Raw genomic sequence first — 25,543 nt, 5'->3', positions numbered from 1 at the left:
GATTAACTGTACCCGACTCGAAAGCTTTCATAGCGCAGCATCAAGGGCAGAGTAAAAAATCGAAACCTGCAAAGCACAAGCCCGGACCAAGCGTTGGCGCCGATGCTATGCTAAGGCACAACTGTCTTGAGGAGCATATGCCTATGTCTACGTTTTTGAATGCCAGCCCTATCTTTGGGCCCGTCCGCAGCCGTCGCCTTGGCCTCTCGCTTGGTGTCAACATGATGCCGGCTAGCGGCAAGATTTGCACCTTTGACTGCATCTACTGCGAAAACGGTCTCAACGCCGAGCGCCCCTGTCACGAGCCGTATAACACCGCTGCCGTGGTGCTCGACGCTCTGGAGGCCAAGCTGCATGAGATGGCAGCCGAGGGCGAGCTCCCCGACGTGATTACGTTTGCCGGCAACGGCGAGCCCACCGCTGCCCCGGAGTTTCCGCAGGCTATCGCCGGCGCTGTAGCGCTGCGCGACCAGCTGGCTCCGAGCACCAAGATTGCCGTACTCTCCAACGGCACGCGTGCCGACCGCCCCGAGGTGCACGATGCGCTCATGATGGTCGACGACAATATTCTTAAGCTTGATACCGTTGACCCGGCATTTATCCAGCTGCTTGACCAGCCTGTTGGCCCCTACGACGTTGAGCACCAAATCGAGACGTTCGCGAGCTTTGACGGCCACGTCATTATCCAGACGATCTTTTTGACCGGCGAGTACCAGGATAAGTCCGTCGACAACACCGGCGAGGAATACGTCGGCCCCTGGCTCGCAGCGCTCGAGCGCATCCGCCCGCAGGAGGCGACCATCTACACGGTGGCGCGCGAGACGCCGGTCGCCGGCCTTGCCAAAGCAGCGCCCGAGGCGCTCGACGCCATCGCCGCACGCGTCCAAGCCCTCGGCATCCCCTGCCAGGTGAGCTACTAGCACGCGACTACGATTCAGGCGGCCAGCGCCCCCTCTCACGTCATCAGTTGCGGTGATACAGTTCCTGTTTATGCCGTTAAACCGCTTAAATCGGAACTATATCACCGCAACTCATATAGGCATGTTAGTGGGCTATACTAGCTGCGGATGAAAGGAAGTTAGCCATGTTTGACAAGGGACCTGTGCCCGGCCGCAACGACGCTTGCTGGTGCGGCAGCGGCAAGAAATATAAGAAATGTCACAGCGCCTTCGACGAGCGCCTCGAGCGTCTGTGGGAGGAGGGCTGGAACGTCCTGCCTCGCACGCTCTACAAGACGCCTGCCGACATCGAGGGTATCAAGCGCTCGGCCGCCATCAACGTGGGTGTGCTCGATTACGTGGGCGAGCACATCGCCGCGGGCATGACCACCAACCAGATCGACCAGATGATCTACGACTACACCGTCGAGCACGGCGGCACGCCGGCCGACCTCAACTACGAGGGCTACCCCAAGAGCGTGTGTACCTCGATCAACGACGTCGTCTGCCACGGCATTCCCTGCGACACGGACGTCCTGTGTGAGGGCGACATCATCAACGTGGACTGCTCCACGATCTTGGACGGCTACTTTAGTGATTCGAGCCGTATGTTCTGCATCGGCGAGGTCTCGGCCGAGCGCCAGCGCCTGGTCGAAGTCACCCGTGCCAGCGTGGAGGCGGGTCTGGCGGCCGTCAAGCCATGGCTACCACTGTCCGTTATGGCCGAGGCCGTGCAAAAGACGGTCGAGGACGCCGGCTTTAGCGTGGTGCGCGAGTACGGCGGACACGGCATCGGTAAGGAGTTCCACGAGGACCCGTTTGTGGGCTTTACCACCGAGGCGCCCGATGTGGACACCATCATGGCTCCGGGCATGGTCTTTACCATTGAGCCCATGGTCAACGCCGGAGCGCCCGACATCAAGATCAGCAAGGGCGACGGTTGGTGCGTGCGCACCAAGGACGGCAGCGATTCGGCCCAGTGCGAGGTACAGCTCGTGGTGACCGAGGACGGCTACGAGCTGCTGAGCTGGTAGCCGTGGATGCGCCGGGCTTCGCGATGGATATGTTAACCATCGCGAAGCCCGGCGTTTTTATAGCGTTTTGCCTGATAAAACCTGCCAAAATAAACCTGTCCCCTTTTGGCAGGTTGGGCGGAGAGGACCGTTTGTGAACATCCTGGTTTTGTTGCCCGTCAACGACCGTCATCGCGCAATTCTTGAGTCGAGCGCTCCGGGCGAGGACTTTATCTACACGAGTGCCGACGCCATCACGCGCGAGCAGGTCGCCGATGCCGACGTGATCTTGGGCAACATCGACCCTTCCCTGCTGACCGCATGCGAGCACCTCCAGCTGCTGCAACTGCAGACCGCCGGCTATGACGACTATCTCGCCGCCGGCACCGTGCCGGCTGAAGCCAAGCTGTCTTGCTCAATCGGCGCCTACGGCCAGGCCGTGAGCGAGCACATGTTTGCCATGGTCCTTTCCATGATGAAGCACCTGCCCGGCTATCACGACTTGCAGCGCGAGCATCGCTGGGAGGATTTGGGGCCGGTCACCTCGCTCAAAAACGCCAATGTGCTGGTGCTGGGCGCGGGCGATATCGGCGGCCACTTCGCCACGCTCTGCCGCAACATGGGCGCGCACGTCCGCGGCATCAAGCGCCATCCACTCGTCTACCCCATTGTGTTTGAAGACATGGACGGCATGGACGCCCTGTCCGAGCGCCTGGCGGAAGCTGACATCGTCGCATCCTTTATGCCGAGCACACCCGAGACCCGCGGCCTGGCAAACGCCGAGTTCTTCGCCGCGATGAAACCGGGCGCCTTCTTTGCCAACGGCGGCCGCGGCGACCTCGTAGTTGCGGACGATTTGGTTGCCGCTCTGGAGTCGGGACATCTCGCCGGCGCCGCAGTCGACGTCACCGACCCCGAGCCGCTGCCTGAGACAAGCCCCCTGTGGGATGCGCCTAACATGCTCATTACGCCGCATATCTCGGGCTGGTTCCACCTGGCCGCCACGCTCAACAACGTCGTCGACATCGCCGCGGAGAATCTGCGTCACCTGCAGGCGGGCGAAACGCTTCGCTGCTGGATCGAGCATTAGGGTTCCGCCGTTCTAACGAACGGCGGACCGGTCGACGCTGCGCGCCGCCCAGAACGACAATTTGTCATTCAAAAGACAAGGCATGACCAGAAGGTCTATGCCTTGCCTTTTTCATGCCAACTTGTTCGCTCTGGACATCGCTCGCTGACGCTTGCTCAACCTGCGGTGTCATAACAATTCTGTCCAGCTGTTGGCTTTGCGGCATTTGCCCAGATAAACCTGCATAATAAACCTGTCCCTTTTAGCAGGTTTTAGAGCTCCACGCTTTCGGCACCGTTGATGGTTAGGTTTCGCTCGTAGAAGGCTGTGAGGGCGCGGATGGCGTACATGACGTCGCGCACGCCGCCGGTCTCGTAGCTCGAGTGCATGGCAAGCTGCGGCAGGCCCACGTCCACGGCATGCATGCTCGCCTGCATGTTCGACAGATTGCCCAGCGTAGAACCACCCGCCATATCGCTCTTGTTGGCGAAGGCCTGCGTGGGCACGTCGGCATCATCGCAGATGGCTTGGAACACCGCGCGGCTAAAGGCATCGGTGCAATAGTGCTGGTTGGCGGCTTCCTTGATGACGATGCCGCCGTTGAGCACAACCTGGTTGCGCGCATCGCACTTCTCGGCGTGGTTGGGGTGCACGGCATGCGCGTTGTCGCAGCTCACGAGCATCGATGCGGCAAGGGCGCGATGATACGACTCGTCGTCAAAGCCCAGCGATCCGTTAATGCGGCGCAATGCGTCGGCCAAGAACGTCGACATGGCGCCCTGCTTGGTCTCGGAACCAACCTCCTCGTTATCAAAGCAGCAGAAGACCGAGACGTCGCGCGCGTTCTCGGCACCCAAAAATGCCTGCAGTGAGGTGTAGGCGCAGGCCAGGTCGTCGAGCTTGGGCGTCGAGATGAACTCGTCAGCCCAGCCCCAAATGCGCGCATCCTGGCGGTTGACCAGGAACAGATCGCGGCCCAGGATCTGCTCGGGCTCAACGTCCAGCTCATCGGCAATCAGGGCATCAAAATCTCCCTGCTTGAGTTCGCCGGCGCTGATGAGCGGGCACAGGTCGACGGCTCGGTTGGGAGCAAAGCCCTCGTTAACGCCGCGGTTCATGTGGATGGCAAGACTCGGAATGATAGCGACCTCGCGCTCGGTGGCAAGCAGGCGGCTCTCGATACGGTCGCCCTCGCGCACCAGCACGCGGCCTGCGAGCGCCAGCGGGCGGTCGAACCAGGTGTAGTCGATCATGCCGCCGTATGCCTCGGTGTTCAGGCGCAGCGTCTCGCCCGCGCCGTCGAGTTCGGGCACAGCCTTGACCTTAAATGTCGGCGAATCGCTGTGCGACGCCGTGAGCTGAAAATGATAGTCACCCGCAACGCCGTCCTCGCCCCACGTCGCGGCCAGGTCCTCGCCCACCTTAAAGGCGATGACGCTCGAGGTATTGCGCTGCGTGTAATAACGCCCGCCCGGCTCGATGTCCCACGCCGCATTCTCGGGCAGATAGGTGAAACCCGCCTCGTCGAGCTCGGCCATAATGGTTGCCGCCGTATGGAACATGCTGGGGCATGCCTCGATAAAGTCGATAAGGTCGTTGGCGGCCTCGATATCATCGGCCGTCACATGCGCGCGCTCGGGCGTTTCCTGATCCGTCATGCTCTCCCCTTTCGCTGGGTTGATGGTCCCCTCCAGCATACCCCGCCACGCCAGCGCCGCACTCTTCATTCCGTGCTTAATTCCGCGCCGCTCACCAACTTGAGCCATCATGCCCGCGTTCCTTTTGCGACAATTGCGCTAACAGGACGAGAGGAGTCGTCATGAAGCCACGTAACATTGCCATCGCCTGCGGTGTCGCGGGAGTCGCCGTCGGCCTTGCCGCTGCCACCGGTATCGTTTATCACAAGCAAATCAAGTCCGCCGCGTCGCTCAAACGCTTGACCGGCTACGCGGATGGCTATGACCTGTACGCAATCGACATCGCCTACGACTACGATCTTGATCGCATCATCGCCGCTGGCGTGCGCGACGACCAGGCCTACATCGATGCCGTGGTGGCGCAGGTGCTGCCCGGTGTGCCGGCACATGTCCAGGCGCCCCAGTTTGCCTGCAGCGCTTTTGTCGCCGTAGATGCCGAAGGCCGCGTGCGCACCGGTCTCAATTACGACTTTAAGGACGACACCTCGGCGCTGCTGGTGCGCAATCACCCACGCGGCGGCTATGCTTCCATCGGGTTTGCCGCCCTCAATAACCTGGGCGCCAACACTCCGCTTGACTCCATCACCGGACGCGCCGCGGCGTTGATGGGCCCGTTTGCCCAGCTCGACGGTGTTAATGAATGCGGCGTGTCCATTGCCGTACTCACCCTGGATTCCAAGCCCTGTGACCAGGACACGCAACGCCCCGCCATCAATACCTCGCTCGCCATCCGCCTGGTGCTCGACCGTGCCGCCACCACGCAAGAAGCTGTCGACCTGCTTTCCGCCTACGACATGCACGCTATGGCAGGACGCGATTACCACTTCTTTATCAACGACGCCGCCGGTGACGCGCGCGTAGTAGAGTGGGATCCGCGCGATCCGGACCGCGCTTTCAAAGCGACTCCTGTACGCCAGGTTACGAACTTCTATGCCTGCTATGGCGACGAAGTGCTGCCCAACCAAAAGAATGGCGAGCTGGGCCATGGTAAAGAGCGCGCCGTCGCAATCGCCGATGTCCTTGACGCCCATGTCGGTGCCCAGAACGAGGCAGTCGCTTGGAAGGCCCTACGCGCTGCGGCGCAAGAGCCCAATCCGGAAGACATCACCAGCAACACGCAGTGGTCGGTCGTCTTTGACAACACCGAGCCCGCTGCCGCCATCACGCTGCGCCGCCACTGGGGCGACATCGATGCCTTCGCGCTGTAAGGAGCTGGCACCGTCGTCCTTACGCTGGCCTGACGTTGCTTACATTTCCATACATTTGAGCTAACACGTTTTACCCCCGTATCAACAGTGTGCGGGGGTAAACTTATGCGCATGTTATAACTTGCCCGGAAGGATTCACCATGCTTAGAATCGGTCTTCTTACTAGTGGCGGCGACTGCCAGGCGCTCAACGCCACCATGCGCGGCATTGTCAAAACGCTTATGACCAATAGCGAAGAGCCTATCGAGATTTATGGCTTTGAGGACGGCTATCAGGGCCTTATCTACAGCAGGTTCCGCGTCATGACGCCCGCCGATTTTAGCGGCATCCTCACCCGCGGCGGCACCATCCTGGGCACGAGCCGCACACCGTTCAAGCGTCTGGATACCCCCGAGGCCGATGGTGTCGAGAAGGTGCCGGCGATGGTCCACACCTATCATAAGCTGCAGCTCGACTGCCTGTTTATGCTGGGCGGTAACGGCTCCACCAAGACCGCCAACCGCCTGCGCGAAGAGGGCCTCAACGTTATCGCGCTGCCCAAGACCATCGATAACGACACCTGGGGCACCGAGCTGACGTTTGGCTTTACGAGCGCCATCGACGTCGCCACCAAGTGCATCGACGACATCCACACTACCGCCTCGAGTCACGGCCGCGTGTTCGTTATCGAGATCATGGGCCACAAGGTTGGCTGGATCCCGCTGTACGCCGGCGTCGCGGGCGGCGCGGATGTCATCTTGATTCCCGAGATTCCCTACGACATGGACCAGGTCATCAAGACCATTGAGCATCGCATGGAAACCGGCAGCCGCTTTACCATCGTGGCCGTCGCCGAGGGCGCTATCTCCAAGGAGGACGCGGCGCTGTCCAAGAAGGAGTACAAGAAGAAGCTCGCCGAGCGCACGAGCCCGTCGATCGTCTACGACATCGCCAAGGAGATCGAGGCCAAGACCGGTCGCGAGACCCGCGTCGCCATCCCCGGCCACACGCAGCGCGGCGGCCAGCCCGACGCCCAGGACCGCATCTTTGCGACCCAGTGCGGCGTCGAGGCGGCACTGGGCTGTCTACGCGGCGAGTTTGGCTACATGATCGCCCTGCGTGACGGCAAGATGTGTCACATGCCGCTCGAGGATGTCGCCGGCAAGCTCAAGTATGTCGATCCCCAGAGCGATCTGGTGCGCGAGGCCAAGGCGTTGGGCATCAGCTTCGGCGACGAATAGCCTCGGCCGAAACTGCTCTCATCGGAGACCCCAGGGCTTACCTCCCAAATCGTCCTCGGACATGTCAGGATCCCGCCGTGCGCTTCGCGCGGCGGGATCCTTCCGTCCTGCGGAAAGATTTGGGAGGCAAGCCCTGGGGCCTCCTGCGGTAACCGGGGAGGCCGAGGCTATTCGTCTTCTTGCTGCAAGTGCCTGGGGTAGGATGCGGCGTGCATTTTTGGGAGTATTCAGCAGCCGAGGGTGCCTGCATACTGGATTTTGGGCGAGAGACAGGCGCCGCGGGCCGCATTCTGCAAAAAAATGAGCGGTCCTCGAGGCGCCGGAGCTCAAAGTCAGGCTTTCAATGCGCTTTTGTGCGCCCGCTCCCACACTCGCGGACTCCGGGATGCTGAATTCTCCGGAATTTGCACGCCGCCCCCTGGGGTACCCGCGGGCAAAAAGCAACCGCCCCGCCGAAATATGCAATCGGCGGGGCGGTTTATGCAAAAATGCGGTTGTGGTACATTACAGCTCGCTACAGCTTGAATCCCAGGCAGGTTACTCGGCGCTCTTGAGGGCGCCGACCATGTCGATCTTGTTGAGCGTTCGGTTGGTGGCGAGGTTGACGATAAACGTAAAGCCAAAGGAAAGCACCACGGCGAGCACGTAGCTTAGCGGCTCGACTTCGACGTCAAAGTACAGCGACGGCATCTGCAAAATGTACGTAAAACTCTCGGCCAGCAAGCCGCCCAGTGGCACGCCCAGCGCGGCGCCAATTGCCGTGAGGATCAACGTCTCCTTGTTGACGTAATGGTGCACCTCGCCACGGCGGAAGCCCAGCACCTTGATGGTCGCCAGCTCGCGTTCGCGCTCGGAGATATTCGTGTTGGACAGCGTAAACACCACCACAAACGATAGGCACGCCGCCATAAAGGTCACGAGCACCACGACGGAATTGATAATCGTAAAGTTCGCCTCGTAGTTCTGCCAATGTTCGGCCGTGCTCGAAATCGTAAGCCAACCGTCACTCTTAAGATTCTTGCTAAACGCAATCTGGTCGGCCGACGAGCCCTTAAGCAGCACAAAGACGCCGTTAAGGCGTGCGCTTCGGCCAAACGCGCGCTCATAGGTGCCCTGCGTCATGTAAAGCGTGTTGCCCAGATAGTTAAGCGAAATGTCGCTGACTTTGACCTTGGCGACATTGAGCGACGAATCCTGGACGTGCGCCGTATCGCCCGGTTGAATCCCCAGCACCAGCTGTGAACTCTTACTCAGATACACGTCTCCGTCACGCAAAGACAGTGGCTCTTTGGACTCATCCTCAAGGCGAACGTAATCGCCCAAGTCACCCGTGCGGTCATCGGGCACCACGATCAGCTGCACGGTCTCGCTCTTTCCGCCGAATGTAAAGGTAACGTTGTCGGTCATAATCGGCAGCGTCGAAGTCACGGTCACGTTGGAATCATTGGCCGCGCCGCGCTCATCCAATGCCGCGCACGTCTGTGAAAAATCGTCGGGGTTAGCAACCGCCAGCAAGTCATAGCGCGTGATATGCCCGTACTGTTTGGGCGAAAGCGCCACCGACGTGTCGCGGATGCCCATACCGCAGATCACGAGCGCCGTACAGCCGGCAATACCGAAGATGGTCATAAAGGCACGCTTTTTGTAGCGGAACAGGTTACGCGCCGCCACCTTGTTCAAAAAGCCCATGCGACGCCAGATAAAGCCGATGCGCTCAAGCAAGATGCGCGAGCCAGCGCGCGGGGCCTTGGGACGCATAAGCGAGGCCGGGGTCTCGGCCATCTCGTGGCGGCAGGCGATAATCGTGGCGCCCACCACGCCCACGGCAAACAGCGCCACCGAAACGATCGAGGACACGATGTCGTACGAAAGCAGCATCTGGGGCAGTGAGTACATATCGTCGAACACCGTAAACAGGAACAGCGGCAGGCCCACAAATCCGATGATGTTGCCGAGCACGCCGCCGATCAGACACGCCCACAGCGAGTAGTCCACGTATTTGGACAGAATACGCCCGCTCGAATAGCCGAGCGCCTTGTACAGGCCAATGAGCGTGCGCTCTTCCTCGACCATGCGTGTGGCGGTGGTAAGACTGATGAGCACGGCGACGACAAAGAAGATAAATGGGAAAACCGTGGCGATGGCCTCGATCGAAGAACTGTCGCTCTCGACGCTCGAGTAGCTTGCGATGTTACCGCGGTCCTGGATGTACCAGGTGCATTCGCCCAAATCGGAAATCTCGGCGCGAGCATCGGCGAATTGTTGGTTGGCGGCGGCGCGGCGCTGGTCCAGGTCGGCCTGAGCCTGGACACGCTCCTCGCTGCCCTGGGGCATGCGGTTGATGTTGTCCTGTTCAATCCCAAAGAGCATATTCGCCTGGCGCTCGGCCGCATCCAAGCTTGCCGGCGTGTCAACCGTCAGCTCCTGAGCGCGCACCTTCTCACGCTCCTCACGGATCTTCTCGATATTACCCTTGACCTCGTTGATCTTTGTCGTATAGGCATCTGAATAGGAGTTGAGGCTCTTGGCTCCCTCGACGGTCACGCGGATCGCGGAGTAGGAAGAAGATGTCGCGGCATCCTCGCTCACATAGAACTTATAGTCCGCAGCCGAAGCAGCGCGAAAGGCGTTGACTGTCGAGTCGGAGCTCACGTCGGTGGGGTCGAGGACCTCGGCCGTAATGGTGCAATCGCCCGCGGCAAACTGATCCTTGGCACTTTGGTTCGACGAGCTTGCGTCATTGGCGGCAAAACTCACGGTATCGCCGATTTTCTTGCCCGATGCCTTCAGGAACTTCGAAGTCACCGCGACTTCATCGGCGCTCTCGGGCAAATCGCCGTTCACGAGCACCGGCTGATCGATGTTCTCCTTGGAGAGACTCTGCACGACCACGCGCTCGCGCGTTGTACCCACGGCGGTGTAGGCGGTCTCGGTGTAGATGCCCTCGGCCGTCTCGACACCATCGACCTCTTGGATGGCGGCGAGATCATCGTCGGTCAGGCCATAGGTCGACTGGACGTTGATATCGTAGACATTCTGCTGGTCAAAGTAGGCGTCGACCGAATCGCACAGATCCTCGCAGCCCGCCTTAAGACCGCACATCACACTCACGCCGAGCGCGGTGATGACCACAATGGACAGGAAGCGCTTAAGGCTGCCTCGGATTGTGCGGTAGATGCCACGGCGAAAAACCGTCGGCACCATATCGTTTGAGCTTTGGGCAGTGCGGTAGGTCGTAAAATCCTGCTCGCGCTCCGTGTTCTGCGCGTCGCGGCGTAGGCTGTTTTGGCGGTCTTGGTCCATGGGCGCTACCACTCGATCGTCTCGATAGGCACGGGATTTTGCTGGACCGTTTCACTCTCCACGCGCCCGCTCTTAAAGCGAATCAGGCGATCGGCCATGGGCGCGAGAGCGGAGTTGTGGGTGATGATAATGACCGTAATGCCCTGTTTGCGGCAGGTGTCCTGCAGCAATTGCAAGATCTGCTTGCCGGTTTTGTAGTCAAGTGCACCCGTGGGCTCGTCGCACAAAAGTAGCTTGGGGTTCTTGGCCAGCGCGCGGGCGATGGACACGCGCTGTTGCTCGCCGCCCGAAAGCTGCGCCGGAAAGTTAGCGAGTCGGTCGCCCAGGCCAACCTGGCAAAGCGTTTGCTCGGCATCGAGCGAATCGGGGCAGATCTGAGCTGCGAGCTCAACGTTTTCGAGTGCCGTCAGGTTGGGAACCAGATTGTAGAACTGGAAGACAAAGCCGACGTCGGCGCGGCGGTATTCAACAAGCTGCGCCTCGTTGGCGGAGCTCACGTCGCGCCCGTCCACCGTCACGGTGCCGGAAGTCGCCGTATCCATGCCGCCCAGGATGTTGAGCGCCGTGGTCTTGCCAGCACCCGAGGCGCCCAGGATAATGGCGAGCTCACCGCGCTCGACCGTAAAGCTCGCGCCGTCGAGTGCGTGAATGCGGGCGTCGCCCTCGCCGTATGCCTTGATGACATCTTTGAATTCGATATAGGCCATCGATTGGTTCCCATCTGGTCGGATAACTCTTTAGTATTACCCATTTCGCACCGACCAAAAAGGGACAGGTTCATTTTGGCAGGTTTTAGAGGCGGACGGTGAAGGTGATTTGGTTGCCGCTGCCGCAGACAGAAGCGCTCCCGCCATGTGCTTCGGCGATGGCGCGCACGACGGACAGTCCCACGCCCGAGCCGCCTGTCTTGGAGCTGCGCGACACGTCCGCACGATAGAAACGGTCGAACAATCGGTCCAGGTCGCCTTCGGGCAGCTCGTCTACAGCGTTCGATACGACAAGCTCTGCCGAGCCTTTGCCCGCACCGCGCGAAACGGCGCGCAGGCTCAGCTCGATCACGCTGTCCTCGCTTGCGTAGCGTGTGGCGTTGTCCAGCAGCAGCTCAACAACCTGCGCCACTGCCGCGGCATCGGCATGGGCCCGCACACCGCTCGCGATCGACGTCGACAGCCGCTTTCCGCGCGAAACCGCCACCGATTCAAATGGCGTCGCAGCCGTGTCCACGGCCTCCGAAAGATCAATCGTCGCCATAGTAAAGCCGGCCGAGCCCTCGTCCATACGCGCCAGGAACACCAGACGCTCCGTGAGCGCCGTCAGCCGCGCGACCTGCTCGTGAATGCTCTGCGTCCACTCGCTCTCGCCGCTCTCGATCTCTTGGACCTCGTTGGCGGCGTCAATCACGGCCAGCGGCGTTTTGATCTCGTGGCTTGCATCGGTAATGAAGCGCTTCTGTTTGCTATAACTCTCGACCATCGGCCGAATCACCGCACCCGAGGCGACCGTTACAATTGCCAGCACCGCCAGCCAGCCAATGCAGCTGATTGCCACACTCGCGCTCAAAAACGAATGGAAACTTGCAAGCTCGCGCGAACAGTCCACGAACACATAGGTTGTCTTGTCGCCCTGAACCGTAGCCGTATAACGGTAGTTGCCAGAAAAGCCCGAAGTCCAACCCTTGGAATATAGTCCTGCAGCGATGCGGGCGGCGCGCTTGGCACCTACCGCGGCAATGCGGGCCGTGTTGACATCGGTCACCTGCCCGCCGGCAATCGACACCGTAAAGTAGCGCGTGTCGAAGGGAGACTCCGCCGTCATGCCTTCAAAATGCACATCGCGAACGGCCGCCCGGTTACCGGTAGCAACCTTGCCGGCAACCGCATCCTGACCGGGACCGGTCTTAGGCTCGTCCTCCCCATCAATGCCATCCTTGCCTGCCAGGATATAGTCCAGTCGTGCATCGGCCATCTTGCAAACATGCGAATAATTGACAATGTTGATGCCAGCGATGATGAGCGTGAGCACCACGGTCACAGCGCCCATGGCAACGAGGATGAACTTACGACGCAGGCGACGGCCCATTGCACTGGCAGCATCGGCGCGCCCCGGATTACCCGAGCCCACACCCATGCCGAGCTTCGCCGCCATGCGCTTGCACCACGCGCGTACGCCCACTCCTACTCGCCTTCCTCGACAACCTCAAGCGAATATCCCTGGTTGCGCGATGCGCGAATGGCCACGTCAGCACCCAGCGCCGTCAGTTTTTTGCGCAGGTATGAGATGTAGACCCACACCACGTTGGCACCTTCGGGCGCGTCTTCTCCCCAAACCTCGAGCATCAGACGCTCGGTGGGTATACGCGTGCCGGCGTTGCGCATAAAGAGTTCCATGAGCTGAAACTCGCGATTGGCCAGATGCTCCTCGCCCAAGGGCCCCACAAGCGTGCACGATGCCGTGTCGAGGCGTACGTTGCCCACGCTGAGCGTCGTGGCGTCAATTGCCGTCGCGGCGCGCGTCATGGCGCGAATGCGCGCAAGCAGCTCCTTGGCGGCAAACGGCTTAGTCAGGTAATCGTTGGCGCCGGCGTCCAAGCCCTCGACCTTATCGGACACCTCGCTTTTTGCCGTAAGCATGATGATGGGCAGACGTTTGCCGGCCTCACGCGTGCGCTTGAGCACCTCGATGCCGTCCATGCCGGGCATCATGATGTCCAAAATTGCGGCGTCATAGTCGTTGGCAAGCAGATACTCGAGCGCCGTCAGACCGTCGAGCGCGGTGTCGACCTCGTAGTCGCTATGTTGAAGAATCGCGGTGAGGGCGCGGGAGAGACCAGGTTCGTCCTCGGCAAGCATCAGCTTCATAGTTGCTCCATTGGCGCATGGCTCCACAGGTTTCGATACTGCCGATGATAGCGTACCGTCAACCGCCTTAGCGCAGCCTTAGCTGCTCAGCCTGCGCGTTTTTAAATACGCAGGATGTGGCTTAGCCAAACTTAAGGCGCACGTGTCGAGCGCTTTGACGCATGCCGGGCGCGAAGGGACAGTGACTCGTCCTTTCACGGCGCCCTAGTTATGCAAAGTGCTCGAGCGTTACTCCTCGTACGCGCCCTCAAGCCGAAGCAGCCACTCCTTGCGATCGAGCCCGCCGGCATATCCGTTGAGCGAACCATCGGCGGCAACTACGCGATGGCATGGCACGATAATCGAAATGGGGTTACGCGCAACCGCAGCCCCCACCGCGCGAGGAGATACAACGGGTGCCTCGTTTCCCGGCACATGATGTCGAGCCGCAACACGCTGGGCGATCTCGCCATACGTAGCGACCTCGCCACGCGGGATAGAAAGCAGCTCAAACCAAACCTCGCGCTGAAACGCCGTGCCAATCAAATGCAACGGCGGCGTAAACCGAGGCTCCTGCCCCGCAAAATAAGCATTCAGCCAAGCCCATGAACGCTCAAGCACCGAAGAGGCCACACCATTTGCCGGACTCACCGACGACATGCCACCGGTACCGGAAACCGCGTCGGCGCCTTCAACATGTTCGGAGTCTTCCCGGAGAAGCGTGGAACCAAAGTGCTCCTGCCCCTCAAACCAAAGCCCCGTCAGACCGCGGCCATCAGCGGCAAGCAAGATTTCGCCCAAAGGCGAGGCAAATGTCGTCGTGACCACCAGCGGCTCCTTTCAAAACTCCGCAACATAATACCGCGAATTGTGCAGACAACCCCAATCGACCCCAAAGTCCCCGCAGGCAGCAGGCGCAACGCGCCACAGCTGCCGGCCGCGTCCCAAAGTCCCCCAAGGCGGCAGGCGCGAAGCGCCGGGGCCGCCGCCGGGACCAGGGCCTGCAACGGCCACGTGCCCCCCACATCAGCCCAGCGGCCCCAACCAACAACGACCCCATCGCAGGCCGCTCGCAGCCGAGTCACCGCAGGCGGGGGCCGGGCTTGGTTTTCAGAACACTCCGCAGACCAGTGTGGCGCCTTGTCCGCGGCTCCGAAGGAGCAGGACAAGGCGCCACACATGGTCGAGGACGTTCTGAAAACCAAGCCCGGCCCCCGCCGGATAGGTCACACTACTCGCAGAGCAGCTTAGCGATCTGGACGGCGTTGGTTGCCGCGCCCTTACGGATTTGGTCGCCGCAGCACCAGAAGGTGATACCGCGCACGGCCTCGGGGTTCGAGATGTCGCGACGCACGCGGCCGACCCAAATCAGGTCCTGGTCGGACGTATCCATCGGCATGGGGAAGCGATCGTGCGCATCCTCGGCGCTCATATCGTCAACCAGCTTCACGCCCGGAGCAGCAGCCAGCGCAGCACGGGCCTCCTCAACCGTAATGTCGCGCTCAAACTCGAGCGTAATGCTCTCGGAGTGCGAACGCAGCACGGGCACGCGCACGCAGGTGCAGTTCACGCGCAGCTCGGGCAGATGCATGATCTTGCGGCCCTCGTTTTGCAGCTTCATCTCCTCGGAGGTAAAGCCTTCCTCCTTGACACCGCCGATCTGCGGAATCAGGTTGCTCGCCAGCTGGGCGGCAAACGCGCGCGGCTCGGGAATCTCCTCGCCACGGCCCAGGGCGGCAAGCTGAGCCTCGAGCTCGGCCATACCGGGAGCGCCAGCGCCCGAAGCTGCCTGATACGTGGACACGATCATACGCTTCACGCCAGCAAGCTGGTGCAGCGGCCACGTGGGAACCAGGCCGATGATGGTCGCGCAGTTGGGATTGGCGATAAGGCCGTGATGCCACTTGATGTCGTCGGCATTGATCTCGGGCACGACCAGCGGCACCTCGGGATCCATGCGGAAGGCGTGGCTGTTGTCGACCACGACGGCGCCGCGCTTGACGGCCTCGGGCAGTAGCTCCTTCGCAATATCGTCGCCGGCGGCGCCGAGCACGATGTCGCAGCCCTCAAAGGCCTCGGGGCAAGCCTCCTCAATCACAACCTGCTCGCCGCGGAACTCGACGGTCTTGCCCGCAGAGCGCGCGCTCGCTAGCAGCTTGAGCTTGCCGACCGGAAACTCCTGCTCGTTGAGGCACTCGAGCATCTGGGTGCCCACGGCTCCCGTCGCGCCCAAAATAGCAACCGTGTACTGTTTCATGCTTCCCCCTTTAAAGGCTGTGGCTTTTGCCCGCACGCCGAGCAGGCCGATTATTGTTGCCAGTGTATACAAGAACAGGGCGGGCACGAAACCCGCCCCGTCGAAACGAAACCGAAACGAAACGCCCCGCCGTAGTTTTTGAGGCAAGTCCCAAAAATCTACTGGGATAGCAGCTACTTGTGGAGCGCGGCCGGAGCGGGATCGACCGGCACGGGAGCCTCCAGGTCGGAGACCTTCACAATGCCGTTCTCGTCGGAGAAGGCGCGGTAAATGGTCCGAATCGCCAGATCGAAGTCCTTCTCCTCCACGCCGATGATGATGTTGATCTCGTCGCAGCTCTGCGAAATCATACGCACGCTCACGCCGGCCTGACCGAGCATGCCAAACAGGTGACCAGAGATGCCGGCGCGGCCACGCAGGTTGCGGCCGACGGTGGCGATGAGCGCCAGACCCTCGACGACCTCGATCTCGAGCGGCTCGACTTCCTTTTGGATGTCGCCCACGAGCGAGTACAGCGAATCGTGCACATCCTCTTCCTGCACCACGGCGCCAAAGCGGTCGACACCGGTGGGCATGTGCTCGACGGAGACGTCATAGCGCTCGAACACCGAAAGCGCGCGACGCATAAAGCCGACGCGGGGCTTGGTACGGTCGCGGGCCACGTTAATGGCGACAAAGCCGCGCTTGCCGGTCACGCCGGTAATGATGGGCTCGGCCTCGCCCTCGTCGGCCGTCTCGCTAATGATGGTGCCGGGGTCCTGCGGCGCGTTGGTGTTCTTGATGACCAGCGGAATACCGGCCTCGCGCACGGGGAACACGGCCTCCTCGTGCAGGACGCTCGCGCCCATGTACGAAAGCTCGCGCAGCTCCTCGTAGGTAACGCGGGCGATGGGCTGGGCCTCGGGCACAATGCGCGGATCGGCAGAATAGAAGCCCGAGACGTCGGTCCAGTTCTCGTAAAGGTCGGCGCCCAGGCACTTAGCCAAAATCGAGCCCGAGATATCGCCGCCGCCACGATCGAGCAGCTTGATCTGGCCCTCACGTGTCGCGCCGTAGAAACCGGGCATAACAAAGCCGCCCTGCTGACCGTACTCCTGCACCAGCTCGGAGGTACGGTTCATGCTGAGCGTACCGTCATGATGGAACGCCACAACCGTCGCGGCGTCCAGGAACGGCAGGCCCAGGTACTCCGCCATCAGGCGAGCGGTGAAGTACTCGCCACGGCTCACGAGCTCCTCGGTAGAGTAGCCGCCCGAGCGGGCGCGCTCGGCAAAGGCCGCGAACTCCTCACGGATGGGATAGGTGAGTTCCAGCTCGTCAGCGATATCAAAATAGCGCTGGCCAATGTCCTCGAGCAGTTCCTCGCACGACACGTGGTACTTGACGTGCGCGTTAACCAGGTAGAGCAGGTCGGTCACCTTGGTGTCGCCCTTAAAGCGGCGGCCGCAGGCGGAAACCACCACAAAACGGCGGGCCGGGTCGGCATCGACAATGGCCTTGATCTTCTTAAAGTGTTCGGCGTCGGCGACCGACGAGCCGCCAAACTTGGCAATCTTAATCATGGGCTTGAGGTTACCTTTCTAAAAGCCTCTGCAAACCTGTTTTGCGCGCTCTGATACCATGGTTTCACCGATTGGGACCAAGGCATCCGAGGAGCAGTGTTATATGGGAACTTATCATAGTACACGAGGACGCACTTTATCGTGCTCAAGTAAGGTGGCAATCCGTACCGGCATCGCTCCCGACGGGGGTTTGTTTGTCTCGGACGAGCTGGGCACCCAGCAACTCGATATCAGCTCGCTTGCAGATAAATCGTACTTTGAAATCGCTCAAGATGTGTTGGGAATGTTACTGAATGATTACACGGCCGAAGAAATTTCGGCGTGTGTCGACGAGGCTTACCGCAGCACGTTTGCGAGCGAAGAGGTCACGCCGCTCGTCAAACTCGACGCCGCACCGGGCGCCGATGCCCCTCAGACCTATGTGATGGAACTCTTTGGCGGCCCCACAAGCGCCTTTAAGGACGTCGCCCTGCAGATGCTCCCCCGCCTGATGGCCCGCACCTCTGCCAAGGACGGCAGCGCCGAGCGCATCATGATCGTCACCGCCACGTCGGGCGACACGGGCAAGGCAGCACTTGCCGGCTTTGCCGACGCTCCGGGCACGGGCATCACTGTCTTTTATCCCGAGGGCAAGGTCAGCCGCGTTCAGAACCTGCAGATGTCCACGCAGGAGGGCGACAACGTCGCTGTCTGCGGCATCCGCGGCAACTTTGACGACGCCCAGAGCGCCGTCAAGCGCATCTTTGCCGATAAGGAGCTTGCCGAGCGCCTGGAGGCCGCTGGCACCGTGCTTTCGAGCGCCAACTCCATCAATGTCGGCCGTCTGGTACCGCAGGTCGTCTACTACTTTGCCGCCTATGCGCAACTGCTGCGCGCCGGCGCCATCGAGGCTGGCGACGCCGTAGAGTTCTGCGTGCCCACCGGCAACTTCGGCGATATCTTGGCCGGCTACTACGCCAAGCGCATGGGTCTGCCCGTCGCCAAGCTCGTCGTGGCGAGCGACAAGAACAACGTGCTGGCCGACTTCCTGACCACCGGCGTTTACGACCGTAACCGCCCGTTCTTCACGACCATCTCGCCGTCGATGGACATCCTTATCAGCTCCAACCTGGAGCGCATGCTGTACTTCCTGTCCGATGGCGACTGCGAGCTTGTTGCCGGCCTTATGGAGCAGCTTGCCCAGACCGGCCGTTACGAGGTGCCCGCCGAGCTGCTGGCCAAGATCCAGAGCGTGTTTGGCTGCGGCTGGGCCAGCGAGGACGAGGTCCGCACTGCCATCAAGAGCTGCTGGGATGCGAACGGCTACGTGATTGACCCGCACACCGCTTGCGGCTATCACGTCTTTGAGCAGGTCGCTCCCGCCGAGGGCGCCAAGGCCCGCGTGCTGCTTTCGACCGCCAGCCCCTACAAGTTCCCGCGCGCCTGCTGCGACGCCCTGGGACTCAACGTTCCCGAGGACGACTTTGAGGCCATGCGCGTGCTCGAGCAGGCAACCAACACGGTCGCCCCGACCCAGCTCGCCGAACTCGAATCCAAACCCATCCGCTTCGAAGACGTCTGCGACGTCGATGAGATGGCAAGCTACGTCGAGTCCGCAGCAAAAAAGATGGCTACCAACTAAAACCCCTTATAAGGCGCCGGCGAAAGCCGGCGCACCTTCTTTTATCAGAAACCCACCGGGATGATGACGAGCTGACATGCGGGTCTGCCTGTTTAGTTCGTCGCGAGTTCCGCACGAGCCGGAAAGCACTTAATGTGCTTTCCGAGCGAGCCAGGACTGCCCGAGCAGCGAACTAAACAGGCAGACCGCCCAGGAGATTCCCATGATCAAGATCACCGTCCCAGCAACAAGCGCCAACTTGGGCATTGGCTACGACACCCTCGGCATGGCCGTCAGCCTCTACTCGCACTTCACCTTTGAGCGCGCCGACAAGCTCACCATCACGGGCTGCCCCGAGGAGTTCCAAAACGAGAACAACCTAGTCTACGTAAGCTTTGTGGATGCGCTGGCCGCATGGGGCGAGCCGGCCTTCCCCGTCGCCATCGACATTCAGACTGACGTTCCCGTCGCTCGTGGCCTGGGTTCCAGCTCCACCTGCGTTGTCGCTGGCATTATGGCCGCCGCCGCGCTGACGGGCCACACCGTCGACCGCGCCGAGCTCGTCCGCATCGCCACCGAGGTCGAGGGACATCCCGACAACGTCGCCCCCGCCATCCTGGGCGGCGCAGTCTGCTCTTTTACACCGACCGATTCGCTCCCCCAGTGCCTGCGCTACGAAGTGAGCGATCGCCTGCGTTTTATTACCGTGATTCCGCCCTACGAGGTACACACGAGTGAGGCGCGCAAGGTCGTGCCGCAGGAGATTCCGCTTTCCACCGCCGTATGGCAGATGGGCCGCATCGCCGGCATGACGCGCGGCCTGGAGACCGGCGACCTTGACCTGATTGCCGCCGCCAACGACGACCGCATCCAGGAGCCCTATCGCCGCCGCCTGATTCCCGATTACAACGCCGTGCGCGACACCTGCCTTAACGGCGGCGCCAAGACCATCTGGATCAGTGGCTCCGGCTCGACCCTCATGGCCGTGACTGACGACACCATCGTGGCAAAGTTCCTACAGGTCAAGCTGCGCGAGCAGTTCCCCAAGTGCGATACGCATATTCTGACGTGCGACACCGAGGGCGCTCAAATCGAGTACCTGTAGCGCCCTGCCTCATTGCTCTCACCGGTCCCCTTGGGGCTTCCCCTGAAAACGTCCTCGATCATGAATTGCCCCGTCGTGCGCTTCGCGCGACGGGGCAATTCGATCTGCGGATTGTTTTCAGGGGAAGCCCCAAGGGGACCTGCGCAGCCTCGACAGGATAATCGCATTCGCTGATTTAATTATCGCCCGATTCGCGGCGCAATCTATTTATCTCCGCTGCTCAGAACCGCCTCAAGTCTTTGCACGAGAACTCCGACGGTAATTCCAAGTGCCTCTGCATAGGCGAACTGCTCATAAACCCTAAGACTGCGTTCCCCGGTTTCGACTTTCGAGATGAACGACTGAGGTACCCTCAGTTTCTTTGCGAGTTCAACCTGAGTGATACCTTGCTCCCGACGAATCTGGGAGAGGCATTTTCCGCATGTCCTATTAGCATCAACGTTCATACCGTTTACGCTATATTCCATTTTGATATATCCCAAACTAGGATATATTCATGTGAGTATCTGTTTCACTTATCGCAATTGTTCGCATCGCACATTTGAAACGAGAGAGGGGACTCGATAAGCATGGATGACGAGATGAAAGAGCCCAATAGTGAGCAAACGCCCAGTGCATCTGATGAACAGAAGCCGAATATCGAAGGGAAGCAGGTTTCTGATGGTGCTGACGACACCACCTCCCCTGACGATCGATCATCAAATGAAGACGGTGCCACATGCAAAAAGGAAGAGGACGATTCACTTCTAACGAGTGCCATTAACAAACTTGGTGGTAATAAACGAGCGGCTATCGCAACTGCTGCGATAGTTGCCGTCATCTTCTGCTTACCCATGCTGTTTCCTCAAATGTTTTGCACCCACAAGCTTTGGACCAATGCGAGTTGCACAAGCCCTCGTACCTGTAAAAGTTGCGGAAAAACCGAGGGGGAACCGCTCGGACATGAATGGGAAGAAGCAACGTGCACGGTTCCGAAGACCTGTCAACGCTGCGGTAAAACCGATGGAAAACCCCTTGGGCATCAACCGGGCTCGTGGACTACCGAAGTTGACTACGTAGACGCCACCTCAAAGGAAATACGAGAATGCGAAAAATGCGGAGAGGTCGTTGACACTCGCAACGAAAAGGAAATTACTTCCTTTCTTGGCGACGGATCGTTTTCAATTTCACCTGAAGGCTTTATTGAACGACTTAACGAGGAATTCTCCGATATTCCCAATTGCAGCAGTATGAAGGCGAGTTACGAGTTAGACGATAGCGGCACGGGACTCGAGCTTCAGATAAAAAATGGCTCTACGCTTGCCGGTATTGGAGGCTTTTTCTCGGACTCGAGCAGTCAACTACTATTCAGCTATCTTGGATCAGAAAACTGCTTCAAAAACATAGTCATGTACTTCGAAAATTCAGATTATGCCGCGGCGACAGCATTAGCAACCATACAAGCAATTGATCCAACACTCTCATTTTCCGACGCTAAGGAGATTGGAGCTGCCTGCGTAGGTACGCCAACTGTCAAAAAAGGAATTACGTACGCAATCTTACCTTCAAATGGAGAATACTGGCTGAGCACCCGAATTGAATAATTTACTTTAATTGCTAAATGCAGACGCCTCTTACTCGCGGCATATTAAAGTTCAACCCCTGCTAGCATCGTCAATCGAAATATGCCCCGCCGAGCACTTTAGCTTGGCGGGGCATTTCAATACGTAGGCGGATTTTGATACCTAGAAGGCCCACATGCCCCCACTAGGCAGCCGGCTTCGCTGCTCAAATTGCTCGAACTGCAACTTGAGCAATCAGCGGCCAGCATCTCTTTTAGGCTGCGCTAGTTTCTTTGTATTCAAAGACTGGCTCTAAGATGTCTTCGATGCTGCAGTGCAGGACTTTCGCCATATCCCTTACGGTTGTTACCGATGCTTCGTTGATGTTTCTCTGGCGCTGTTCGTACATTTGGATTGAGCGGAGTGACACATCCGATTCGTATGCCAGATCTTGTTGGGTTTTCTTGAGCCTCTTTCTTGCTAACGCAAGCTTGGTTTGCCTGGACGCTTTTTTCGCCATATCGCAGACGAGGCGAGCCACGCGTTCCTCCGAGGCTTCGTGCCAGGGGTAGTACAGACTGCGTAGCACATCGAATGGAACGACATGCAGCAAATCTTCGAAAGACTCTCCTAGGCGCCACTGAAGGTATGCCAATATCCAGCCTGTCCAATATTCCGGTGTCTTTTCGAATCGGTAGGTTCGATTTGGCATCGGCCTTGATTGATAGCCCGACCTTTCGGCGATAAGCGCAAATAGTTCAACGCCCGACTTTCCCGACACTACCCATGCGTTGCCGCGTTCGAACTCGCGAGCTACGCCGCTCAGGCAAAAGAGTTCAGCAACTTCCGATCCTTCTGCTCCGTAATCGTTAACGGCATAGTCGAAGCAATCCCCGAGGTTGTTCATTGCGTCCTCAAGGTAATAGACGGGATATGTCCTACTCGGCCCACGATCCGTTAACTCTTGGATCATTTAAATCAACCCTCCCTGCCATCAAATCCCTAATGTAGACGCCCTCAGCGTCGAATCCATTTACTGTGTCCAAGTACTTGCATCGCGCGTTCTGCTCTCGCTTAAAACGCTTGGGATAGTATTCGGAGCCGGTTGCCGGCTTCCAATCGCAGAATCTAATCGCCGAGAATGCGCGCTCACTCATAAGAGCATATTGAATGCCTAGATCGCCCAGGCGCATAATGCGCTGAAGTTGTCGGAGCGAAATCATGCCATTAACAAACTGCCTTGCAAAAGAAAAATACGAGTCGTCGGCACGATAGCCCCGAATAACGTCGTAAGAAGAAATATCAATCAAACAGTTATCAAGCAGAAATCGAAGTCCGTCGCGTGCTAGCGGCGTCGAGACATTAAACTCCCGGTTGTCGGCCAAAATCGCAAGCCAATTGAGGATTGAAAACTCCCCAGACTCTAAATCCAAGACCGAAAGGCCATCTAAATCAAGTTCATATCGATTTGCAATGCCATCCGACTCGGTCCGGCATGCCCATTCCATCGCCATTTCTTCATGTGGCGTGCAATAAAACCCGCGCCCATAGTCATTGAATTGTCTGCATTTATCCAACGACGGATGCTCGACAACAACCTCCGACCCGTGCCAAAGCTCCATATCGACCTCCAAACAAAAATATCACCCCAGTGATAGTTTACCAATAACTATCACTGGGGTGATATAGATAGACAAAAGTTGTTTGACAGTGCGGCATGCCCTAGAGGCAGGCCTCGGCGATGCGCTTTTTGAGTTCGTCGATGCCGGTACCGGTCTGGGAGCTTGTGATGATCACGTTTTCGGCCGGGACGTTGAGCTGCTTTTTGATGGCTGCTGCCTGGCGGGCCTGCTGGGTGCGGCTGAGCTTGTCGGCCTTGGTGAGGCAGACGATAAAGTTGAACTCGTTGCCCTGCAGGTAGTCGATCATGTCATGGTCGAGCTTGCTCGGGTCGTGACGAATATCCACCAGCGACACGACCAGGTTAAAGCTGCGCTCCGAGTCGAAGAAGTCGCCGATAAGTTCTGCCCAGCGGTCACGCTCGGCCTTGGAACGACGGGCGAAACCATAGCCCGGCAGGTCAACGAAGTGCACGTCGTCGGCCTCGAAGAAGTTGATGTTGCTCGTCTTGCCCGGTGTGCTCGAGACCTTGACGAGGTTCTTGCGGCCAAAAAGCTTATTCATAATCGACGACTTGCCCACGTTGGAGCGGCCGACGAAGCTCACCTCGGGGCAGGTGGACTCGGGAATCTGCGAAACCTTGCCATAGCTGGCAACGAACTTGGCAAGCTGGTAGTTAATGGAATCGGCCATGGACACTCCTTGGTCGTAGGTTCTTACAAAAGAGCGCGCTAATAAATAGCAGCGATACGGCGAACGATATCGAGCGTAATGCCACTCGCGGTACGGGCATACTCGAACAGGTCGAACTCGCGGTCGCAAATCGCATCGTACGCCTCGTCACAATTATCGCTGATAGCGCGCAGCACCAGGCAATCGACACCATTTTTAGTTGCGACATGGGCAATTGCCGCGCCCTCCATGCCGACACAATCGGCATGCGTCGCCTCGATAGCGTCGTTGCGCATGGCGGTGCCCGTCACAAAGCGGTTACCCGTAGCAATCGTACCGACCAGGAACTGCTTGGCGCCCTTGTTCGAAGCGGCTGCATTTGTCGAAGCATCAACAAACCCATGCTCAGCAAGCACATCGGCAGCAATATCGACCAGCGCAGGCGTCGAGCCAAACTCCTCGAGCCCCGGTGCAGACTCGGCGATAAGCGCGGTATCGGTATCCAGATAGCGCAGGCGTTTGCCGATGACCACGTCATCGATATGGAGCTTGGGGTTCAAACCGCCCGCGATACCCGAGAGCACAACGGCCTGTGGAGCATACTTGCTAATGAGGTGCTGCGTCGCAGCAGCGGCGTTCACCGTGCCCATGCCCGCCGTTGTGGCGACAAGCGTCAGGCCGTCGAACTCACCGCTCACAACGGTCAAGCCTGCCTCCTGTGCCTCGCAAACGTCGCTCAGCTCTTCCTTAATCTGAATGATCTCTTTTTCGAGTGCACCGATAATCGCGATGGTAGCCATGCCATTCCCCAAACCTATACGAAATTCTCAACCACGGTATGGTACCAGCATTTTGTTTGACCTCGTCAAACGAACACGCTAGGCCAGCGCAGCTCGCGTATCAAACAGAGCCTTTGCAATCGCAGCCGTAGCCTCGCTCGAGCGGTCGCTCCACGGCATCGATGTCATGATGCTCATAATGTAGGTGTCGCCGTCGACATCGATGAGGCCCGCATCGCATGTCGAATAGCAACCATCCTCGCTAATCCAGCCTGCCTTATTGCGCACCAAGGCTTGGTCGTCCGCAATGCCATCACGGATAAATGAGCGCGATGTTGATGACAGCAGTTCAGATAACCACTGAGAGGTCTCACTGCCACAGCTCAGATACTCGCTCATCTCGCGCCACAACTTGGCCGAGGTACGCGCGCAGTAGGTTGGGAAATCGCTCATTGGATCGAGCGCGACCTCGTCTTCGACGCCGAGTGCGGCAATCCAATCCTCGTAATCGACACGGTCAAACGCCGTGCGTAACGCAATAAACGAATCGTTGTCCGAATTAACGACCGCGGCCTCGATCAGGTCGCGCACCGTCTGCCAGCCCATGTTGTAGCCACCATAGGTGCCAAGGGAATCATCGAGTGAGACCTGGCCCGTCTCGACCAGGGATTCGCAGATATACAACGCATAGAGTGCCTTATAACTGCTCGTACCGTACACCTCGGCGTCCGCGTTATACGTCACGCCCTTGCCGCTCGACAGATCGTAAAACACCACGCCCACATCGCCCAATTCCTGGGCCCGATCAAGGGCATCTTGGAGCGCGGCGAGGCTCCCATCCTCCAGGGCGGGGATCTGGTCATCAACCAGTGAGAAGGTCTGCACGGTATCGCCTGATGGAATATCGTTAAAGTCCGCCTTCGAAAGCCTCGTCTTGAAGCTCGCTGTCGACAGGGTTTGGCTTGCGGTGGCTTTAGATTCAGAGACCTTTTTGTTTGGCTCTGTTAGACCAGAATTGACATATAGGTGATGCCACCGTGGTATAATGAAACCAGCAACCACGGCATTGGAGCAGGTATGAACGCCGAGGATCTGGTCATCACCCTCAAGAAGAATATGGCG

General features: G+C 59.2%; 22 protein-coding genes. 8 read left to right on the top strand and 14 right to left on the bottom strand.

What is annotated here, in order from left to right:
* Positions 1–143: 143 nt before the first annotated feature.
* The 3 genes from AAAX59_RS04290 to AAAX59_RS04280 all read left to right on the top strand — a co-directional run bounded on the left by AAAX59_RS04290 (position 144) and on the right by AAAX59_RS04280 (position 3,041).
* Positions 144–920, top strand: a complete 777-nt coding sequence (locus AAAX59_RS04290) for a radical SAM protein (protein ID WP_349070797.1) — start codon at positions 144–146, stop codon at positions 918–920.
* Between the two features lie 164 nt (positions 921–1,084).
* The gene (gene map, locus AAAX59_RS04285; RefSeq protein WP_349070795.1) at positions 1,085–1,972 is read left to right on the top strand and encodes a type I methionyl aminopeptidase; all 888 of its coding nucleotides are present in this window, start codon (positions 1,085–1,087) and stop codon (positions 1,970–1,972) included.
* A 133-nt stretch (positions 1,973–2,105) separates the two neighbouring features.
* Complete coding sequence (locus AAAX59_RS04280) at positions 2,106–3,041, top strand: D-2-hydroxyacid dehydrogenase (protein WP_349070792.1); 936 nt, start codon at positions 2,106–2,108, stop codon at positions 3,039–3,041.
* Between the two features lie 251 nt (positions 3,042–3,292).
* Here AAAX59_RS04280 and AAAX59_RS04275 read toward each other — a convergent pair whose 3' ends face one another.
* Positions 3,293–4,678, bottom strand: coding sequence for a M18 family aminopeptidase (locus AAAX59_RS04275; protein ID WP_349070789.1), 1,386 nt, complete (start codon positions 4,676–4,678; stop codon positions 3,293–3,295).
* Positions 4,679–4,839: 161 nt separating this feature from the next.
* On the opposite strand from AAAX59_RS04275, the gene AAAX59_RS04270 reads away from it, so the two are divergent.
* Positions 4,840–5,925 carry a carcinine hydrolase/isopenicillin-N N-acyltransferase family protein gene (locus tag AAAX59_RS04270; RefSeq protein ID WP_349070787.1) on the top strand — a complete coding sequence of 362 codons (1,086 nt, stop codon included), beginning with the start codon at positions 4,840–4,842 and terminating at the stop codon, positions 5,923–5,925.
* Between the two features lie 140 nt (positions 5,926–6,065).
* On the top strand, positions 6,066–7,145 hold the full coding sequence (locus AAAX59_RS04265; protein ID WP_117821054.1) for an ATP-dependent 6-phosphofructokinase: 1,080 nt from the start codon (positions 6,066–6,068) through the stop codon (positions 7,143–7,145).
* 537 nt (positions 7,146–7,682) lie between these two features.
* Here the strand turns inward: AAAX59_RS04265 and AAAX59_RS04260 are convergent.
* From AAAX59_RS04260 to AAAX59_RS04230, 7 genes are all read right to left on the bottom strand, one after another.
* Positions 7,683–10,448: an FtsX-like permease family protein gene (locus tag AAAX59_RS04260; RefSeq protein WP_349070785.1), complete on the bottom strand. Its 2,766-nt coding sequence runs from the start codon at positions 10,446–10,448 to the stop codon at positions 7,683–7,685.
* Between the two features lie 5 nt (positions 10,449–10,453).
* On the bottom strand, positions 10,454–11,155 hold the full coding sequence (locus tag AAAX59_RS04255) for an ABC transporter ATP-binding protein (protein ID WP_118328239.1): 702 nt from the start codon (positions 11,153–11,155) through the stop codon (positions 10,454–10,456).
* A gap of 85 nt (positions 11,156–11,240) precedes the next feature.
* On the bottom strand, positions 11,241–12,593 hold the full coding sequence (locus tag AAAX59_RS04250; RefSeq protein ID WP_349070782.1) for an ATP-binding protein: 1,353 nt from the start codon (positions 12,591–12,593) through the stop codon (positions 11,241–11,243).
* A gap of 29 nt (positions 12,594–12,622) precedes the next feature.
* Positions 12,623–13,306, bottom strand: a complete 684-nt coding sequence (locus tag AAAX59_RS04245; protein WP_349070779.1) for a response regulator transcription factor — start codon at positions 13,304–13,306, stop codon at positions 12,623–12,625.
* Between the two features lie 228 nt (positions 13,307–13,534).
* Positions 13,535–14,113, bottom strand: coding sequence for a methylated-DNA--[protein]-cysteine S-methyltransferase (locus AAAX59_RS04240; protein ID WP_349070778.1), 579 nt, complete (start codon positions 14,111–14,113; stop codon positions 13,535–13,537).
* Positions 14,114–14,516: 403 nt separating this feature from the next.
* Entirely contained in the window at positions 14,517–15,542 is a 1,026-nt protein-coding gene (locus AAAX59_RS04235; protein WP_349070777.1) for an aspartate-semialdehyde dehydrogenase, read from the bottom strand.
* A gap of 173 nt (positions 15,543–15,715) precedes the next feature.
* Positions 15,716–17,104 carry an aspartate kinase gene (locus tag AAAX59_RS04230; protein WP_349070775.1) on the bottom strand — a complete coding sequence of 463 codons (1,389 nt, stop codon included), beginning with the start codon at positions 17,102–17,104 and terminating at the stop codon, positions 15,716–15,718.
* 103 nt (positions 17,105–17,207) lie between these two features.
* Between AAAX59_RS04230 and thrC the strand changes: the two genes are divergently transcribed.
* Together thrC and thrB are read left to right on the top strand one after the other, a co-directional pair.
* Entirely contained in the window at positions 17,208–18,725 is a 1,518-nt protein-coding gene (gene thrC, locus AAAX59_RS04225) for a threonine synthase (protein WP_349070772.1), read from the top strand.
* 202 nt (positions 18,726–18,927) lie between these two features.
* Entirely contained in the window at positions 18,928–19,809 is an 882-nt protein-coding gene (gene thrB, locus AAAX59_RS04220; protein WP_006234874.1) for a homoserine kinase, read from the top strand.
* A gap of 203 nt (positions 19,810–20,012) precedes the next feature.
* Here the strand turns inward: thrB and AAAX59_RS04215 are convergent, their stop codons facing one another.
* Positions 20,013–20,276, bottom strand: a complete 264-nt coding sequence (locus tag AAAX59_RS04215; RefSeq protein WP_231501614.1) for a helix-turn-helix transcriptional regulator — start codon at positions 20,274–20,276, stop codon at positions 20,013–20,015.
* Positions 20,277–20,378: 102 nt separating this feature from the next.
* Here AAAX59_RS04215 and AAAX59_RS04210 point away from each other — a divergent pair, with 102 nt between their 5' ends.
* Positions 20,379–21,392 carry a hypothetical protein gene (locus tag AAAX59_RS04210; protein ID WP_349070770.1) on the top strand — a complete coding sequence of 338 codons (1,014 nt, stop codon included), beginning with the start codon at positions 20,379–20,381 and terminating at the stop codon, positions 21,390–21,392.
* Positions 21,393–21,624: 232 nt separating this feature from the next.
* Here AAAX59_RS04210 and AAAX59_RS04205 read toward each other — a convergent pair whose 3' ends face one another.
* The 5 genes from AAAX59_RS04205 to AAAX59_RS04185 all read right to left on the bottom strand — a co-directional run bounded on the left by AAAX59_RS04205 (position 21,625) and on the right by AAAX59_RS04185 (position 25,306).
* Positions 21,625–22,323 (bottom strand): helix-turn-helix transcriptional regulator, encoded by a 699-nt coding sequence (locus AAAX59_RS04205; protein WP_349070768.1) that lies wholly within the window; start codon positions 22,321–22,323, stop codon positions 21,625–21,627.
* Positions 22,289–22,972 (bottom strand): DUF3990 domain-containing protein, encoded by a 684-nt coding sequence (locus AAAX59_RS04200; protein WP_349070765.1) that lies wholly within the window; start codon positions 22,970–22,972, stop codon positions 22,289–22,291. Before AAAX59_RS04200 ends, AAAX59_RS04205 begins: the two co-directional genes overlap by 35 nt.
* A gap of 100 nt (positions 22,973–23,072) precedes the next feature.
* Complete coding sequence (gene yihA / locus AAAX59_RS04195) at positions 23,073–23,663, bottom strand: ribosome biogenesis GTP-binding protein YihA/YsxC (protein ID WP_006234871.1); 591 nt, start codon at positions 23,661–23,663, stop codon at positions 23,073–23,075.
* 38 nt (positions 23,664–23,701) lie between these two features.
* Positions 23,702–24,442, bottom strand: coding sequence for a 5'-methylthioadenosine/S-adenosylhomocysteine nucleosidase (gene mtnN / locus AAAX59_RS04190; protein ID WP_349070764.1), 741 nt, complete (start codon positions 24,440–24,442; stop codon positions 23,702–23,704).
* A gap of 78 nt (positions 24,443–24,520) precedes the next feature.
* Positions 24,521–25,306, bottom strand: coding sequence for a serine hydrolase (locus tag AAAX59_RS04185; protein ID WP_349070763.1), 786 nt, complete (start codon positions 25,304–25,306; stop codon positions 24,521–24,523).
* Between the last annotated feature and the right edge of the window lie 237 nt (positions 25,307–25,543).

Origin of the sequence: Collinsella sp. CLA-ER-H2 (assembly GCF_040092405.1) — a bacterium.
Taxonomy (GTDB): domain Bacteria; phylum Actinomycetota; class Coriobacteriia; order Coriobacteriales; family Coriobacteriaceae; genus Collinsella.
Note: the sequence above shows the minus strand (reverse complement) of the source record. Positions and strands in the feature narration are given on the sequence as shown.